This window comes from Streptomyces sp. NPDC050147, from assembly GCF_040660195.1.
In the GTDB taxonomy this organism is placed as follows: Bacteria; Actinomycetota; Actinomycetes; order Streptomycetales; family Streptomycetaceae; genus Streptomyces.
The window spans coordinates 264,562-279,557 of record NZ_JBFALJ010000007.1 but is presented as its reverse complement, the minus strand read 5'-3'; the positions used below and the strand labels follow the sequence as shown (position 1 = coordinate 279,557).

The 14,996-nt window shown below is 71.0% G+C and carries 15 protein-coding genes; 10 read left to right on the top strand and 5 right to left on the bottom strand.

All coding sequences use genetic code 11. The features are described 5' to 3' along the window. Positions 1-24: 24 nt before the first annotated feature. From AB0I94_RS14435 to AB0I94_RS14415, 5 genes are all read left to right on the top strand, one after another. On the top strand, positions 25-606 hold the full coding sequence (locus tag AB0I94_RS14435) for a TetR/AcrR family transcriptional regulator (protein ID WP_363309851.1): 582 nt from the start codon (positions 25-27) through the stop codon (positions 604-606). Between the two features lie 376 nt (positions 607-982). Beyond that, positions 983-1,348 carry an STAS domain-containing protein gene (locus AB0I94_RS14430; RefSeq protein ID WP_363309850.1) on the top strand — a complete coding sequence of 122 codons (366 nt, stop codon included), beginning with the start codon at positions 983-985 and terminating at the stop codon, positions 1,346-1,348. A 41-nt stretch (positions 1,349-1,389) separates the two neighbouring features. Beyond that, the gene (locus tag AB0I94_RS14425; RefSeq protein ID WP_363309849.1) at positions 1,390-2,244 is read left to right on the top strand and encodes an alpha/beta hydrolase; all 855 of its coding nucleotides are present in this window, start codon (positions 1,390-1,392) and stop codon (positions 2,242-2,244) included. A gap of 44 nt (positions 2,245-2,288) precedes the next feature. Then, positions 2,289-2,687 carry a VOC family protein gene (locus AB0I94_RS14420; protein ID WP_363309848.1) on the top strand — a complete coding sequence of 133 codons (399 nt, stop codon included), beginning with the start codon at positions 2,289-2,291 and terminating at the stop codon, positions 2,685-2,687. 247 nt (positions 2,688-2,934) lie between these two features. Further along, entirely contained in the window at positions 2,935-4,020 is a 1,086-nt protein-coding gene (locus AB0I94_RS14415) for a polyprenyl synthetase family protein (protein ID WP_363309847.1), read from the top strand. Between the two features lie 48 nt (positions 4,021-4,068). Here AB0I94_RS14415 and AB0I94_RS14410 read toward each other — a convergent pair whose 3' ends face one another. After that, complete coding sequence (locus tag AB0I94_RS14410) at positions 4,069-5,214, bottom strand: winged helix DNA-binding domain-containing protein (protein WP_363309846.1); 1,146 nt, start codon at positions 5,212-5,214, stop codon at positions 4,069-4,071. Between the two features lie 277 nt (positions 5,215-5,491). Between AB0I94_RS14410 and AB0I94_RS14405 the strand changes: the two genes are divergently transcribed. The 3 genes from AB0I94_RS14405 to menC are packed head-to-tail and all read left to right on the top strand — an operon-like array spanning position 5,492 to position 8,533. After that, positions 5,492-6,583, top strand: a complete 1,092-nt coding sequence (locus tag AB0I94_RS14405; protein ID WP_363309901.1) for a M20 family metallopeptidase — start codon at positions 5,492-5,494, stop codon at positions 6,581-6,583. Continuing rightward, entirely contained in the window at positions 6,580-7,398 is an 819-nt protein-coding gene (locus AB0I94_RS14400) for a GNAT family N-acetyltransferase (protein WP_363309845.1), read from the top strand. Before AB0I94_RS14405 ends, AB0I94_RS14400 begins: the two co-directional genes overlap by 4 nt. Before the next feature lie 34 nt (positions 7,399-7,432). Then, entirely contained in the window at positions 7,433-8,533 is a 1,101-nt protein-coding gene (menC, locus tag AB0I94_RS14395; RefSeq protein ID WP_363309844.1) for an o-succinylbenzoate synthase, read from the top strand. Between the two features lie 50 nt (positions 8,534-8,583). On the opposite strand, the gene AB0I94_RS14390 is transcribed toward menC, so the two are convergent. The 4 genes from AB0I94_RS14390 to AB0I94_RS14375 all read right to left on the bottom strand — a co-directional run bounded on the left by AB0I94_RS14390 (position 8,584) and on the right by AB0I94_RS14375 (position 13,060). After that, positions 8,584-10,236 carry a helix-turn-helix domain-containing protein gene (locus AB0I94_RS14390; protein WP_363309843.1) on the bottom strand — a complete coding sequence of 551 codons (1,653 nt, stop codon included), beginning with the start codon at positions 10,234-10,236 and terminating at the stop codon, positions 8,584-8,586. 123 nt (positions 10,237-10,359) lie between these two features. Further along, positions 10,360-11,046 (bottom strand): GNAT family protein, encoded by a 687-nt coding sequence (locus tag AB0I94_RS14385; protein WP_363309842.1) that lies wholly within the window; start codon positions 11,044-11,046, stop codon positions 10,360-10,362. Further along, positions 11,043-11,906, bottom strand: coding sequence for a class I SAM-dependent methyltransferase (locus tag AB0I94_RS14380; RefSeq protein ID WP_363309841.1), 864 nt, complete (start codon positions 11,904-11,906; stop codon positions 11,043-11,045). The genes AB0I94_RS14385 and AB0I94_RS14380 overlap by 4 nt, the downstream gene beginning before the upstream one ends. A gap of 71 nt (positions 11,907-11,977) precedes the next feature. Continuing rightward, positions 11,978-13,060 carry an NAD(P)/FAD-dependent oxidoreductase gene (locus AB0I94_RS14375; protein ID WP_363309840.1) on the bottom strand — a complete coding sequence of 361 codons (1,083 nt, stop codon included), beginning with the start codon at positions 13,058-13,060 and terminating at the stop codon, positions 11,978-11,980. Positions 13,061-13,163: 103 nt separating this feature from the next. Here AB0I94_RS14375 and AB0I94_RS14370 point away from each other — a divergent pair, with 103 nt between their 5' ends. Both AB0I94_RS14370 and AB0I94_RS14365 read left to right on the top strand, forming a co-directional pair. Continuing rightward, positions 13,164-13,754, top strand: coding sequence for an XRE family transcriptional regulator (locus AB0I94_RS14370; protein ID WP_363309839.1), 591 nt, complete (start codon positions 13,164-13,166; stop codon positions 13,752-13,754). A 150-nt stretch (positions 13,755-13,904) separates the two neighbouring features. Further along, on the top strand, positions 13,905-14,771 hold the full coding sequence (locus tag AB0I94_RS14365; protein ID WP_363309838.1) for a class I SAM-dependent methyltransferase: 867 nt from the start codon (positions 13,905-13,907) through the stop codon (positions 14,769-14,771). The last annotated feature ends 225 nt before the right edge of the window (positions 14,772-14,996 follow it).

The window sequence follows — 14,996 nt, the reverse complement described above, 5'->3', positions numbered from 1 at the left end:
AGCGAAACGAGATAGCATGCGCATATGGCTTCGACCACATCCGCATCCGCCAGACCCCCCGGCCGCCCCCGCGCCGGCGTCAACGCCGCGGTCTTCGCCGCCACCCTGAGCACGGTGCGGGAACTGGGCTACGCACAGGCCACGGTCGAGCGCATCGCCGCCGCGGCCGGCGTCGCGAAGTCGACGGTCTACCGGCGCTGGCCTTCCAAGGGCGCACTGATCGTGGACTGTCTCCTCGACGCGTTCGGCCCGGCGCCGCTGGAGGGCGCGAGCCGCGCCGACGTCATGTCCTCGACCATCCGCTGGGTCGCGGCGAAGATCGGTGAGCCCGGAGTGGGCGACGCGTTCGCCGGCGTGTTCAGTGACGCCGTCAGCGACCCCGCCCTACGGGACATCCTTTCCACGCGGCTGCAGGACCCGTACCGGATCGCGCTCCAGGAAGCGCTCGACGAGCCGGAGAACCGGATCCTGTTCTTCATCGACGTCGTCGTCGGCGTCCTGCTCCACCGGATGGGCATGACCGGCGAGCCGATGGTCGAAGCAGACGTCGACGCACTGGTGGAGATGGTGCTGCCACACTTCACCGACGGCTCCGGCGCCGAATGAGAGCGACACCGACCCTTCGGCGTCTTTGACGCGATCTGGCCTGCCTACCTATAGGTGGTGAGGGCAGGCATGCCAGCGAGGCAGCCTCCCAAGTGCCGCACCGGCCAGGAGATGTCGCGGGCTCCTGAGCGCTTGGACGAGGGAGCGGGCCTCGCCTCTCGAGGAGGGAGCACTCCAGGCGGGGCCCGCGCGGACGCACCTGTATGATCCGGCGGTCCGCCCACCCCAGCGCGGCACCGACACCGGCCGGGATGTTCCTGCAAGCAGCGTTCCACTCTTACCGTGCGTGCGGCGCAGCATTTCGGGGCATATTCATGCGCGACGGACGAGTAACCACCGCCCGGTCGGCCCAACGTACCCGAGGAGACCACGAAGCATGGCTCCCGCTTCACCCCAACCGCTGCACGTGGATGCGGTCTTGGGCCTCGAACCCGCGTTGATCCGTGCGTGCGGGGACCTGGACATGGACAGCGTGCCGTCGCTGACAGCGGTACTGGAGCCTTTGCTGGCCGAGCGGGTCGAGTTGGATCTCGCGAACGTCACCTTCATCGACTCCTCCGGTGTGAACGCGCTCCTGTCGCATCACGAACGGAGCCGAGCAGCGGGTGGCCGCCTCGTCGTGCTCCACCCCTCCAAGGCCGTACGGCAGATCCTTCAACTCCTCGGCGTCGACTGGCTGCTGGCCGCGCAGCACAGGGCCGAAGGGAAACACGACCCGGGAGAGGGCACCCACGGACTTTAATCGATGTTCGAAACGCTTCGTGGGTCCTACAGTTCCATGCGATGACACTCCTACATGCTCATGACTACGGTGGCGATGGCCCCCAACTGGTTCTCCTGCACGGATTCTCACGATCGCTCGCCGACTGGGACGCCGCTGCCGCACACCTCACCGCGGGGCACCGTGTCCTCGCCGTCGACCTTCCCGGACACGGCCGTTCCCCTCGCGTCTCCCCCTGGACCATCCCCGCTGTCGTACGGGACATCGCGGAAACCCTCGACGCGCACGGCGTGCCGGAGGCCGTGCTGGTGGGCCACTCCCTCGGCGGCATGATCGCCGTCGAGTACGCCCGGACGCACCCGGACCGCGCCCGCGCCGCCGTCAATCTCGACGGCTTCTGGTGGGCGGGCGACTACCCCGGCGCCGCGCAAGTCAGTGCAGGACTGCTGGCGACCGCCGGGGCGATCGCCCCTCCTGAGTACGTCGAGCAAAAGGTCATCGCCGCCGGCCGGTTCGGGATTCCCGCCGACCACGCGGAGACCGCTGCCCGCGCGGCCGCACAGCCGCTGCCCGACGGCACATGGCAGACGTTGCCGCACCGGGCGGAGGCGACGGAGATCGTGGACGAACTCCACAGGCTCTCCGCACCCGGCGTCACGGCACTGCTGGAGGGGGTCGAACGCCCGCTGCTCCTTGTGCAGGCCGGCCGACAGCTGCCGCCGGCGCCCGGCATGGAGTGGTTCGCCGAATTCAGCGCCCGGTTCGCCCAAGAGGTCTCCGCCGAGTTGGACGTGGTCTCCCGCACGCGGCCGACGGTCAGCGTCCACCGGACCGACGCCACCCACCTCATGAACATGGAAGCTCCGGCAGCGGTGGCGACCCTGGTCGCCGACTTCGTCCGCGGACTGCCCGCCTAGCGGACCGGGCTGAGGGGCCGCCGCGCAGGACCTAGGCTCTGCACATGCTGAAGCTCGGAATTCCCGTCGTCGGTGTCACCGACATTCCCCGCGCGGTCGCCTTCTGGACGCAGGCACTGGACCTGGTCGCCACCGAGGAGTGGAAGAGCGAGACATGGCGGACGCTCGACCACGCCGACGGCTCCGGCCGGGCTCTCGGCCTGCTCCGCAGCGCGTCACCGGCGGAGCCCCGGCCGCGGCTGCACCTGGACCTGTTCGCCGAGACCACGGAGGAACAACGAACAGAGGTCCGGCGGCTGATCTCACTGGGTGCGCGAGCCGTGGAATGGGACCTGTATCCGCCCGACCCCGACTTCGTCGTTCTCGCCGACCCCGACGGCAACCTCTTCTGCGTGGTCGACCTGAGCCGCGCGCCCAGCGGCAGCAACCGGCCGCCTGCCTGACACCCGCCGGTCCCTGGCCAGCCTCAGCAGCGGGTCTCAGACGCCGCCCCCGAACCCGCGAGGGCCGCCGTCTCGCCGCCTTGGCCCGCGGCCCCTTACGCAGCACGGCCGCTCCCACCCTGGCGGCGACCATCACGATGCCGACGATCCACAGTCCATGGGCGCCGCAAGGCCAGTGATCGGTCCGTTTGCCCGGGATGGCAGGCTGGCCACTCGCATCCGTGCAGGAAGGTCGGCCCGAGCATTCATGAGCAGTAGTGCTGTCAGCGCCCTCGAGCGTCTCGTCGGTCATCGGCGGCGGTTCGACGCGGCCTTCGAAAAGTACTTCGCCGAGCTCGCCGGTGAACTCGACGGTGCGCGATTGGGCCGCTTCCCGCCCCGCTGTGTCGAACTGCTGGCGCAGTTGTCGCTGCGCGGCGGGAAGCGGATACGGATAGCCCTGCTCCACGAGGCGGCCGGGCTCGTCAGCGGGGCGAAGGCGCCGGGGCTCGCGGAAGCCGCGCTCAGTCTTGAGCTGCTCCACAGCCATGCGCTGGTCCTCGACGACATCATGGACGACTCACCGATGCGACGTGGTGGGCCCTCGACGTACTACGCGTGCCGCGAAGACCTCCCGGACCACCCGCAGGCGGCGCTGGGCCTTGCCATGATGGTGGGCGATCTCGCCGGTTTCCTGGCCCTGCGCGTCCTGTCCAGGGCCGACCTGCCCGCCGACCGCAGGCAGGCCATGATCGACGTCCAGCTCGGGGTGTCGACCGACACCGTCATCGGCCAGGTTCTCGACCTCGAACGCGACGTGGACCCCTCAGCCGATGGCGACGACGGCCTCCTGGCGGCGGTGTGCGAGTACAAGACCTCGCGCTACAGCATCCTTGGCCCCATGCGCCTGGGCCTGCTGGCGGCGGGCCAGGATCCGATGGAACACGAGGAGAGCCTGCATCGCTATGCCCGCCTGGCCGGTCTCAGCGGCCAGCTGCGCGACGACTACCTCGACCTCTTCGGCGACCCCGACCTCACCGGCAAACCCAGGGGCGCCGACCTGCGGGCGGGCCGCCACACCTCTCTGACCCGCGAGCTCCTTGCCGTCACCGGCGGCGACGATCACGACACCGTGAAAGCCGGACTCGGCGACCCCCACTGCACCCCGCGGACCATCGACCGCATCCGCGACATCGCCCACCGCCACGACGTTCACACCCGCCTGCAGACGACCATCGACCGTTACGCCCACGACGCGGCCGCCGAAGCCGCCTCCTGGCACCGGCACTGGAACAGCGAGGCCGTCGCCCTCTTCGAACAACTGCCGCTGTGGAACACCCGCAGGACCCGGTGACCGACGCACGTGGGCCGCAGGACCGACGGCGGGTCGCACGATCACCGACTACAGCATTCGCACCTCGGCCCCGGTCTCGGCCTGGGGAAGCTTCGCCCACCAGTGGTGGTATCGGCTGTAGGGCGTCACCTCACGCTCACCGAGGAGAGTGGTCAAGGACCGGGCCTCCTCGGCCAGACGGTCCCAGGTCGCGGGTGACAGCCGGTGGAAGGCCGTGGCCTCGATGCCGTCGTTCAGCGGGCGCCACACACCGGCGACATGGCCGTCGACCAGCAACGTGGGCAGTACGTCGCCGTTGCGCCGGATGACCCACGGCCGGTAGGCCGGTGGTATCACCCGGCCGCGGTCGGAGTACGCCAGCAGAATGCTGTCCCACATGGCCATGAGGCGCGCAGGTGCGGGGGTTTCGGCGGGCGGCCGGGAAGCACCCGGCAGGTCGAACAGCACGCCCCCGCCCGGCCCCTGGAGCTGCTCGACAGCGTCGCCGAGGGCAAGGAGTGCCGCGCGGACGGGCGCCCTCTGCACCATGGCGAACTGCGCCACGTCCGCCACCGAAGCGGGCCCGAACCCTGCCAGATAGCGCAGGATCAACGCTTGCAGAGCCTGCGGGTCCGCCGCCCGGCCCGTGGGAACGGCTCCGTCGCCGGCCGCGACGAAGGACGGCCGGTGACCGAAGGACCAGGGGTGGTCCGTCGGGGCGTGGTGCAACGGCGCGTACGCCTTCAACCCCCACCACGCCCCCTCCTTCTTCTCGGCACCGAGCCGCTCCTCGACCCACGCCTGCAGCTGTGCCGAGGTCCGCGGCCGGTCGGCGAAGTCCAGCAGCTCCGGCACCAGTTCGTCGGCGTCCGCGGGGGTCAGACCCGAGGCGGCGAAGCGGGAGCCGAGCCGCGAGGCGTACAGGGTGGGCTGCAACGCCGCGCGGAAGACGGGGTAGTCCTCGGCGTGTACGACGTGCAGTGTGATCCGCATCAGGGTCGCCTTGACCAGCGAACGCTCGATGAACGCGGCGTCGAGGTCCCCCGCGGTGAACCCGGTGAGCCGATTCCACAGGGCGACGTACGGCGAGGCCGGCTGCTGCGCCTGGAGCGCGACGACGCGCCGCATGCCCTCCTGGACGCTCAGCGGCTCACGTTCCAGCAGCAGTTGGCGGCTGAGGGTGGCTCGGTTCAGTTCCCGCTCGGTGATCGTCACGGTTGAGGATTCTGCCCTCCCCGCGTTCCCGCGTCGTACGCGCCCAGCGCCGCGCCGACCGAGCCACAACGCCGGGCCCCGGACAAGTCGTCCGGAGATACAAAACGCGTCCTCGATCTTGGGTCGTCTTGACGAACTTTGCCCCTTCGGACTCGCATAGCGTTTCAGGCACGCATCCGAGGAGGAGTCGAAGGTGACCGAAGATCTGCACGGCCGAGCGGTCGTGGCCCCGATGAGCGACGCGAAGCCAGGAGGGCCGGTGCCCCACCTTCCGGCGATGCTCGCGGACCTCCAGGAGCTGGTGGTGTGCGAGTCCTTCTCCTCCGACCTGGACGCGGTGGCGCACAGCGCTGACGTCGTGGCAGCGCAGGGGACCCGTCACTTGGGTGTCCCGCCCGAGCGCATCGTCGTCGACGGCGTCACGCACCTGCGGTGGATGTTCGGCACACCCCGGGTGCTGCTGCTCGGGCATCACGACACGGTGTGGCCGATGGGCTCGCTGGACACTCACCCGTGGTCGGTGGCGGACGGCATCGCGCGCGGTCCTGGGATCTTCGACATGAAGGCCGGCCTGGTGCAGATGTTCCACGCGCTGGCCTCGCTGCCCTCGCTCGAGGGGGTCTGTGTCCTGGTGACCGGCGATGAGGAAGTCGGTTCGGACACGTCACGGCCGCTGATCGAGGAGGTGGCACGGCAGTGCGCCGCGACCTTCGTCCTGGAGGCATCGGCCGACGGCGGCGCGCTGAAGACGGCCCGCAAAGGCACTTCCGCCTACGAGTTGGTGGTGCACGGCAAGGCGGCCCACTCCGGCCTGGAGCCGGACAAGGGCATCAACGCGGCGGTGGAGGCCGCGCATCTGATCCTCGCCCTCGACGGCCTTGCCGAGGAGGTCAACGTCGGCGCCCCGCAGGACTGGCGCACCACCGTGGTCCCCACGGTGGTCGGTGCGGGCACGACCACCAATACGGTGCCCGCGCAGGCACGGGTGTCGGTGGACGTGCGCGTCCCGACCCTCAGGGCGCAGGAACAGGTGGACGCGGCCATGCGGGCGCTGAAGCCCACCGTGCCCGGAGCGCACGTCGAGGTACGCGGCGGCCCCAACCGGCCCCCGCTGGAGACGACCTCCTCCACCGGACTGTTCGAGCGGGCCCAACGCCTCGGCGCGCGGCTGGGTCTGGCCCCGTTGTCATCGGCGGCGGTCGGCGGAGCGTCCGACGGGAATTTCACCGCCGGGCTCGGCTGTCCCACCCTCGACGGCCTGGGCGCCGTCGGCGGCGGGGCGCACGCCGACCACGAACACCTGGTCGTGGCCGAGATGGCCCCCCGCGCCCGACTCCTTGCCGCCCTCGTCGAGGAGGTCGCCCGGTGAGCGCCATCGGCGTACACGAACCGTCCACAGCGCACGGCCTCGTCGTACAGGAGCTGCATGACCTGCGCGGACTGGAGCGCGCGAACGCCCTGTTCGAGGAGATCTGGGGCAGCTCCCCCGGCGCCTCCCCCATGGGTGTCGAACAGATGCGGGCACTCTCCCACGCGGGCAACTACGTCGCAGGAGCCTTCGACGACGGCCGCCTGGTCGGCGCGTCCGTAGCCTTCTTCGCGGCCCCCGCCGGCCAGGCCCTGCACTCGCACGTGACCGGCGCACTGCCCGGCCGCCGAGCGGGTCTGGCCCTCAAACTCCACCAGCGCCAGTGGGCCCTGGACCGCGGACTGCGACGGATCTCCTGGACCTACGACCCTCTGGTGCGGCGCAACGCCCACTTCAACCTCACCAAGCTGGGCGGGCGGCCGGTGGAGTACCTCACCAGCTTCTACGGAGCGATGGACGACGCGATCAACGGCGGCGACGACACCGACCGCGCGCTCATCGCCTGGGAGTTGAACGGCGCCGCGGCAGTCGCCGCCTCGGCGTCGCGCTCCGTTCCCGTGACGGTCCCCGGCGACGCCGCGATCGCGCTGTCCGTACGTGACGGCCTGCCCGTCATCGGCCGGGGTGACGCCGCGACCCTGCTGATCGAGGTTCCGCCGGACATCGAGGGGCTGCGTCGCACCGACCCCGGCGCGGCCAAGGCGTGGCGCCTGGCGCTGCGCGAAGTGCTGGGCGGTCTCCTCGCCGACGGCGCCCGTGTCATCGGCTTCCACGACCGCAGTTCCTACGTCATCACGCGCGCCACCACCGCGTGAGGTCCGAACCCCTCCCCCCCTGGAGCCAAGCAGCATGAAGATCAACGGAATTGAACTGCGCCGTATCGCGATGCCCCTGCGGGCGCCGTTCCGGACCTCATTCGGGGTCGAGACCGCACGCGACGTCCTGCTCGTCCGCGTGGTCACGGCCGACGGTGAGGGCTGGGGCGAGTGCGTCGCCATGTCCGAGCCGCGCTACTGCTCGGAGTACGTCGACGGGGCGGCCGATGTGCTGCGCCGCTTCCTGATCCCGGCGCTGCCCGCTGTGGCGGACGCGCACGCGGTCAAGCGCGCCATGAAGCCGTTCAAGGGTCACAAGATGGCCAAGGCGGCACTGGAGACCGCCGTGCTCGACGCCCAACTGCGCGTCACGGGCCAGTCCTTCGGGTCCTTCCTCGGCGCCGAGCGCGAGCGCGTGCCGTGCGGTGTTTCGGTCGGCATCATGGACTCGATCCCCGAACTCCTGGCCGCTGTCGACGGCTTCATCGACGAGGGCTACGTACGCATCAAGCTCAAGATCGAACCGGGCTGGGACGTGGCGCCGGTCCGTGCGGTACGGGAGCGGTTCGGCGACGACCTGCTGCTCCAGGTGGACGCCAACGCCGCCTACACCCTGGCCGACGCACGCCAGCTCGCCAAGCTCGACGCGTTCGACCTCCTGCTCGTCGAGCAGCCACTGGCGGACGACGACCTGGTCCAGCACGCCGCGCTCGCCAAGCAGTTGCGTACGCCGGTGTGCCTGGACGAGTCCATCGAGTCCGCCGAGGACGCAGCCGCGGCCATCACCCTGGGTGCCGGCTCGATCATCAACGTCAAGCCGGGCCGGGTCGGCGGCTATCTGGAGGCCAAGGCCATCCACGACCTGTGCGTGGCCCACGGCGTCCCCGTGTGGTGCGGAGGCATGCTGGAGACCGGCATCGGCCGCGCCGCCAACGTCGCGCTGGCCGCGCTGCCCGGCTTCACCTTGCCCGGCGACACTTCCGGCTCCAGCCGCTACTTCGCCACGGACGTCACCGAGCCCTTCGAACTCGCCGACGGCCATCTCGACGTACCCACCGGCCCCGGCCTCGGCGTCGAGCCGGTCGACGAGATCCTTGAGCGGGTCACCACGGCCAAGGAGTGGATCCAGCTGTAGCGGCGAGTGGGGCCGGCCCGCCCGCTCCGGCCCCACTCGTGCGTCTCCGACTACTCCTGCGTGTCCGTGCCCGAGGGATGCGTCAACCGCAGCTGCAGCATGAGGGCGAAACGCACCGAGGGGTCCCGCAGATCGACCTGTGCCACCTCGGCGACCCGCCGGATGCGGTAGCGGAAGGTGTTGGGGTGGACGAACACGCTCGCCGACGCGGCGGCGATGTCGCCGAAGGAGTCCAGCCACGCGCGCAGCGTCTCGACCAGGTGCGAGCGATGCCTGGTGTCGTACTCCACCAGCCGGGCCACCGAACTGAGCAGCTCGTCTCCCTGCACCGCGGCCAGATCCCGCAGGTCGAGCAGGAGCGCGTCGATGTACACGTCGCCGATCGAAGCCACCCGCCTGCTGCCCAGGTCACTCATCAGTACACGCAGCGCACGGTCCGCCCTCCTACGTGACGGGGCCAGCGCCGACGGGTCGGTCGCCACCGACCCGATGCCGATCATCACCTGCGACCGCTTACCGGCCCGCTCCAGGAAGTTGGCCGCGATCTGCACCGCACGCTCCCGGCCGGCCACGGGGTCCGCCGGCACCGGAACGACGGCGTACGCCACGTCGCCGAGGAGCGCGAGCGCCGAGCGCGGCTGCACCCCGCTGAGGTGGATGCCCAGTGCGCTGGTCAGCCGCTGCCGTTCCGCCGCGAGCTGAGCATGATCACCTTTCTCCCCGGCGAGGCCCATGGCCATCACCACCGTGGGCTCCTTCACCAGGCCAAGTCTGTCCAGGGCGTCCACCGCGCCCGTGCCGCCTTCGAGGACCGTGCTCACCAGGTCGGCCCGCAGCCGGTTCTGCGCGTCGGCGCCCGCCCGGTGGCGCAGCAGGTGCAGGGCGACGAGCTTCGCCGCGTCCTGGAACGCCTGCTCACGATCGGGGGTCAGCGGCTCCTCGACCGCGGCCCACACCGACCCGAGGAACTCGTCACCGGCGCGCACCGCGACGGCCACCCGCGGAATGGCCGTCTCGCCCTCGTCGAGCGTCGCCGGGGCGATGTGCACGGGGCGGTCGCTGCGGTACAGCTCGCCGAAGACTCCGCGGCTCTCCAAGATCCGCAGATACCCCTCCGGCACCTGGCGGGCCAGGATCGTGGCGACGCGCGCCTGGTCCGCCTCGTCCTGCCGGCCCGAGAAGGCCAGGATGCGCTGGCGGCGGTCCTCGATCGTGATCGGCGCGTCCAGCAGGGTCGCGACGGCGTTGGCCAGCGCGAACAGATCCCCGGACGGGACTCCCCCGAGCGACTCGGCCCCCGCTTCACCGACATCCCCCTCGGTGAGCAGCGTCCGCAGGAGCTCCGTCAGCTGCGACCACGAAGCGCCCTGCGTCAAGCTGATCAGAACCACCGACGAGGCCGCCGAAGCCGCTGCCAGCTCCTCGTTGCGCTCCACCGGTCCACGCACCACCAAGGCCGCCGCACCGTGCTCACCCAGCTCGCGCAGCAGCCGGGCGATCGCCTCGGTCCCGTAGACGCCGACGCCGAGCACGATGGCGCGCGGCGGGTGCGCGAACGCGTCCCCCGGGTCGTGGATGACGACCCCGCCGACCTCGTCGGCCGGCTCGGGACTGCCGTGCACGAGATCGAGCAGGGCGGGGCTGAAGTCCGCGAGCACGCGGGCAAGACTGGTGCGCTGGTTCGTCGGCACGTCGCTGATCACCGCCTCAGGCTAAGAGGGGCACCATCACTGACGTTCGTGTGGGGGCACAAGCCGGTGGTCGGACTTCGTCGCGACGTACGAATGGTCAGCGGCGCCGTGCGGCGACCACCCGGCACTCCACGCTCAACGGCCGCGCAGAGCCTTCCAGTCGTCCTCGAGAATCGAGTACTGGACGATGTCGTGCCACACCCCGTCCACGTGGCCGTAGTGGCGCAGTCGCCCCTCCCGGACCATGCCCGCCTTCTCGATGGCTCGCTGCGCCGCGACGTTCGACGGCATGAACCCCGACCAGACGCGGTGCAGGCCGAGCCGGTCGAAGCCCAGGACTCCCAGCAGGAAACCGATCTCGACGCTGTGGCCGACGCTCACCCGGTCGGCCCGCAGAGCCAGGCCCACCTCCGCGCTGCGGTAGCCGACCCGGACCATCCCGCCCTCGCCCGACTGATCCTCGACGATCAGTTTCGCCGAGCCGATCAGTTCACCCGTGGCGATCTCGCTGACGCCCAGGCGGTAGTGCGTGCGAGGAGTCCGCCGGGCGCCGGCCCTGGCCTGCTCGACCAGCGCCGCGGCGTCGGGGTGCCGGAAGGGCGGCATCCCGAACTCCCGGGTCGTGCGGGGGTCGCCGAAGATACCGAGTACGCCCTCGACATCGCTGGGCAGGAACTCGCGCAGGCGCAGCGTGCTGCCCTCGATGAGAACCCCACGCTGCCCCGACACTCGCGGCGGCCGTTCATCGACCCGCGCCTGGGGCGCTGTTCGCGGGGGCCACAGGGGGGTCTTCTCCCGCGCGGCTTCCAGGCGTTCCGTCATCGGTTGACTCCTTGGTGCTGTTGCGTCGGGCCGAACGACACTCGCGTGACCCAGAGTGGTTTTCGCGTACGGATCGCAGGAAGGAAGTTGACCAGCGGCAGGAGCCACCCGCAGAGAAAACCCCGGCCCCGTGGTTCGCGAACCGCTCGCACGGCGGCGACGTTCGGGTGCACCGTGCGCAGCTTGCGCTGTTCCGCCGGTGTCATCCCCCAGAGCATGGGCGGCGGGCGGTAACCCGCGGGGTACTTCCACCGGCCGCGCTCGGTGCGGGCCGCCATCCAGGCAGGTGGTGTGTCGAACACCAGCGACGCTCCGGGGAATCGGTCGGCGCACGCCTCGATGAGCCGGTGGACCACATCCCGCGGCAGGTACATCAGCATCCCCTGGGCGATGATCAACACCCCGCGCGTGGCGTCCACTTCGTCCATCCAGCGCGTGTCGGTGGCCGAACAGGGCAGCGTGCGGTGGCGTGGCGCGTCAGGCAGCAGACGTCGGCGCAGCCCCGCGACCTCGGGCAAATCGACCCCGAGCCAGCGCACCCTGCCGTTGTCCACCCGCCAGAACTGCGTCTCCAGGCCCTCCCCGAGCGAGACGACCGTGCCGTCCGGGTGGTCCCTGAGGAAACGTCCCACCTCGCGGTCGTAACAGCGCGCCCGTACTGCCATCCCCTGCGCGAAGCCCCAGTTGCCGGTGCCGAACCGCCCCTCAAAGGGGTAGTCGACAGCGTCGATCACCTCGATCGCCTTCGGGTCCCGCAGTGCCGAGCCAGGGTCCTTCGCGGCCAGAGCGCGGTGGTGCAACGTCCATAGCGTCGTCTCGGCGACGCCATCCAACTCGGCCTTCCGCTTCTGTCCGTTCATCCGGCGATGGTCACAACACTGTCGGCGCCCCAGCAAGGAGCGTCACTCCTGCGAGCACATAGATCACTCCTTCAGTTGGGATTTTCCGGGTGGACGCGCGTTTCCGACCTTGAGTTCGGGGGCACGGCGGCGTGTTGACACTCGGCGAGGGCCGCCTCGGTGTCGGCGGCGGCCAGGTCGGCATTCATGTGGGCGCCCGCCAGGGCTCCGGCCGCGGCGGAGGCGCCGACCTGGGCGGACAGGTCGGTGGCGTTGCCGGCCACCCACACCCCCGGCACGTCGGTGGCCCCGGCCACGCCGGTGGTGAAGTGGCGGCCCATTCCGCCGGGCAAGTCCCGCATCGGCAGGCCCAGTTCGGACAGGCCCGCGGTGCGGGACCGCATGGTCGTGGCGACGGCGATCACACGCCGGGGAACCAGTTGCCCGTCGCCGAGGCGTACGCCCGCGATGCCACCCTCCTCGGCGGTGACGATTTCGGTCACCGCGGTGTCGACGACGCGGATACCGCGAGCGGTGAAGCGCGCCCGGGTGTCCTCTTCGAGATCGGTGTCGCGGGTGAAGTAGACGAGATCGTCGGTCAACTGGCGGAAAAGCAGCGCGTGGTGCACGGAGGCCGGGCCGACGGCAAGTACCCCGATGGGCTCGTCGCGTACCTCCCAGCCGTGGCAGTACGGGCAGTGCACCACCCCATGTCCCCAGTGCCCGGCGAGCCCCCGGACGTCGGGCAGGACATCGCGGAGACCGGTGGCGACAAGCAGGCGGCGCGCCGTCAGGGTGCGGCCGTCGGCGAGGGTGACCGAAAAGCGCGGATCTCCCTCGGCGGAGGGGGCCGCCGGGAACGCGGAGGTCACTTCTCCGTCCACCACCAGGCCGCCGTAGCGACGCACCTCCTCGCGTCCCGTCCGCAGCAGTTCGGCCGGCGGGACACCGTCCAGTCCGAGCAGGCCGCGCACGCCGTCGGCGGGCGCGTTGCGCGGGGTGCCGCTGTCGATCACGACAACCGCGCGGCGGGAGCGGGCGAGCATCAGCGCGCCGTTCAGCCCGGCGGCGCCGCCACCGATCACCACGGCGTCGACGGTCTCCTCCGGCAGCTTGGCAGTCCCGGCAGCTCTGGCAGTCCCGGCAGTCCCGGCAGTCCCGGCAGTCACAGGCATGGCGATACGCCCTTTCCTTCGCGCGCTTCGCGGCCCCTCAGCGGTTCGGGGGCCACGTCACGACGATAAGCACGGCTTGCCCTGAGGGCATACGATGTTGCTCATGACGCAAGACAACGGCGAGATGGACAGCCTGGTACGCAAACGGATCCGTGCCCTGCGGGTGGCGCAGGGCTGGTCCCTGGAAGAGCTGGCCACCCGCGCCTCGATCAGCCAGTCCACGCTCAGCCGCATCGAGAACGGCCGGCGCCGACTGGCCCTGGACCAGCTCGTCACCCTCGCCCGTGCCCTGGACACCTCCCTGGACCAGCTCGTCGAGACGGCCACCGACGACGTCATCACCAGCCCGGCGATCGACGCGGCCCATGGGCTCATGCGCTGGCCGATCAAGGCGGAACCGGGCATGAGCGTCGTACGCCAGCGGATGACGAACCCGCCGCCCGACAACCCCGCACGCATGCGCGCTCACCCCGGCCGCGAATGGCTCGTCGTCCTGTCCGGCACCGCGGTCCTGCTGCTGGGAAACCGGCGCCTGCGCATCGAGACCAACCAGGCCGCGGAGTTCCCCACGATGCTCCCGCACGCCATCGGCGCCGAGGGCGGGCCGTGCGAGATCCTGGGCATCTTCGATCGCGACGCCCGCCGCGGCCATCAGCGCGCGGACAAGGACGACAGCGACCGCTCCGGCCAGTGACGCCGACGGGCGCCCGTCCCGGCAACGCAGGTCCGCATCGAGACACACGACGGCCGGTCGATTGCGCGTGTGGCAGTGCGGCGCGCCATCTTCTTGCGCACCCGGGGATTCTTGCTGCCGCATCCGCATGACCGGCCTAGCGTCGTAGCCATGAACCACGCTCCCTCACACGCGGACCACCACGGCGCCGACCACCACCCCGGGCACGGACCGGACACCGACACCCAGGCCGAGATCCTCGATCTGGACGCGGAGGTGCTCGCCGAGCACATCGCGTCCATCACGGCATGGCTGCCCCTCACGGAGGCGCCACGCCACATCGTGGACCTGGGATGCGGGACCGGAGCCGGAACCTTCGCCTTGCTGGCCCGCTTCCCCGAAGCCGAGGTGACGGCCGTCGACGCGTCAGCCGATCACCTGCACCGCCTGCGAGCGAAGGCCGAGGAGCTGGGTATGGCCGACCGGGTGCGCACGGTGGCGGCCGATCTCGACGCGGACTGGCCCGTTCTCGGCCGGCCCGAGCTGGTGTGGGCGTCGGCGTCGATGCATCACATGGCCGACCCCGACCGCGCCCTGCGCATGACCCACGACCTGCTCGCGCCCGGCGGCCTGTTCGCCGTCGTCGAGCTGGCCGGCTTCCCGCGCTTCCTGCCCGCCGACGCTCCGGCGGATCGTCCCGGCCTCGAAGAGCGCTGCCACGCCGCCGTCGACCACCACGTAGCCGAGCACATACCGCACCGCGGCGCGGACTGGGGCCCCAAACTGGTGGCCGCCGGGTTCACCGTCGAGGGCGAGCGCACGATCACCGTTCACGTCGAGGGCTCCCGCAGCGCGGCGGTCGGCCGGTACGCGCTCAGCAGCCTGAAGCGCCTGCGCGCCGGCGCCCACACCCTTCCCCCCGAGGACCTCGGCTCGCTCGACCGACTGCTCGACACCGAGGGCCCGCTCAGCATCCTGCGCCGCGGCGACCTCGCGCTCCGCACCGAACGCGCCGTATGGGCCGCCCGCCGCGCCTGAGCCCAGCACGTCGAGGGCTCGTTCGCCGTACCACCGACCCGCCCACTCTCCCCCTGGCCCTGAGCCTCAGCCGCGAGCAGCTCCGGACCGGGCGCGGAGGGACGGGCGAGACCAGCACCGTCCGCTCCGCAAGCCCCAGGTGTCGTTGCCGAGCTCGCCGCGCACGACAAACTCGCCGCGCACAAGAAAGGTGGACCCGCGCCACATGCGAACGAGCACGGGTCC

What these genes read in the sequence shown, in the direction of transcription:
- AB0I94_RS14435 (WP_363309851.1), top strand. Translation starts at nt 25, where the DNA reads ATGGCTTCGACCACATCCGCATCCGCCAGACCCCCCGGCCGCCCCCGC.
- AB0I94_RS14430 (WP_363309850.1), top strand. Translation starts at nt 983, where the DNA reads ATGGCTCCCGCTTCACCCCAACCGCTGCACGTGGATGCGGTCTTGGGC.
- AB0I94_RS14425 (WP_363309849.1), top strand. Translation starts at nt 1,390, where the DNA reads ATGACACTCCTACATGCTCATGACTACGGTGGCGATGGCCCCCAACTG.
- AB0I94_RS14420 (WP_363309848.1), top strand. Translation starts at nt 2,289, where the DNA reads ATGCTGAAGCTCGGAATTCCCGTCGTCGGTGTCACCGACATTCCCCGC.
- AB0I94_RS14415 (WP_363309847.1), top strand. Translation starts at nt 2,935, where the DNA reads ATGAGCAGTAGTGCTGTCAGCGCCCTCGAGCGTCTCGTCGGTCATCGG.
- AB0I94_RS14405 (WP_363309901.1), top strand. Translation starts at nt 5,492, where the DNA reads ATGCTCGCGGACCTCCAGGAGCTGGTGGTGTGCGAGTCCTTCTCCTCC.
- menC (WP_363309844.1), top strand. Translation starts at nt 7,433, where the DNA reads ATGAAGATCAACGGAATTGAACTGCGCCGTATCGCGATGCCCCTGCGG.
- AB0I94_RS14385 (WP_363309842.1), bottom strand. Translation starts at nt 11,046, where the DNA reads ATGACGGAACGCCTGGAAGCCGCGCGGGAGAAGACCCCCCTGTGGCCC.
- AB0I94_RS14380 (WP_363309841.1), bottom strand. Translation starts at nt 11,906, where the DNA reads ATGAACGGACAGAAGCGGAAGGCCGAGTTGGATGGCGTCGCCGAGACG.
- AB0I94_RS14375 (WP_363309840.1), bottom strand. Translation starts at nt 13,060, where the DNA reads ATGCCTGTGACTGCCGGGACTGCCGGGACTGCCGGGACTGCCAGAGCT.
- AB0I94_RS14370 (WP_363309839.1), top strand. Translation starts at nt 13,164, where the DNA reads ATGACGCAAGACAACGGCGAGATGGACAGCCTGGTACGCAAACGGATC.
- AB0I94_RS14365 (WP_363309838.1), top strand. Translation starts at nt 13,905, where the DNA reads ATGAACCACGCTCCCTCACACGCGGACCACCACGGCGCCGACCACCAC.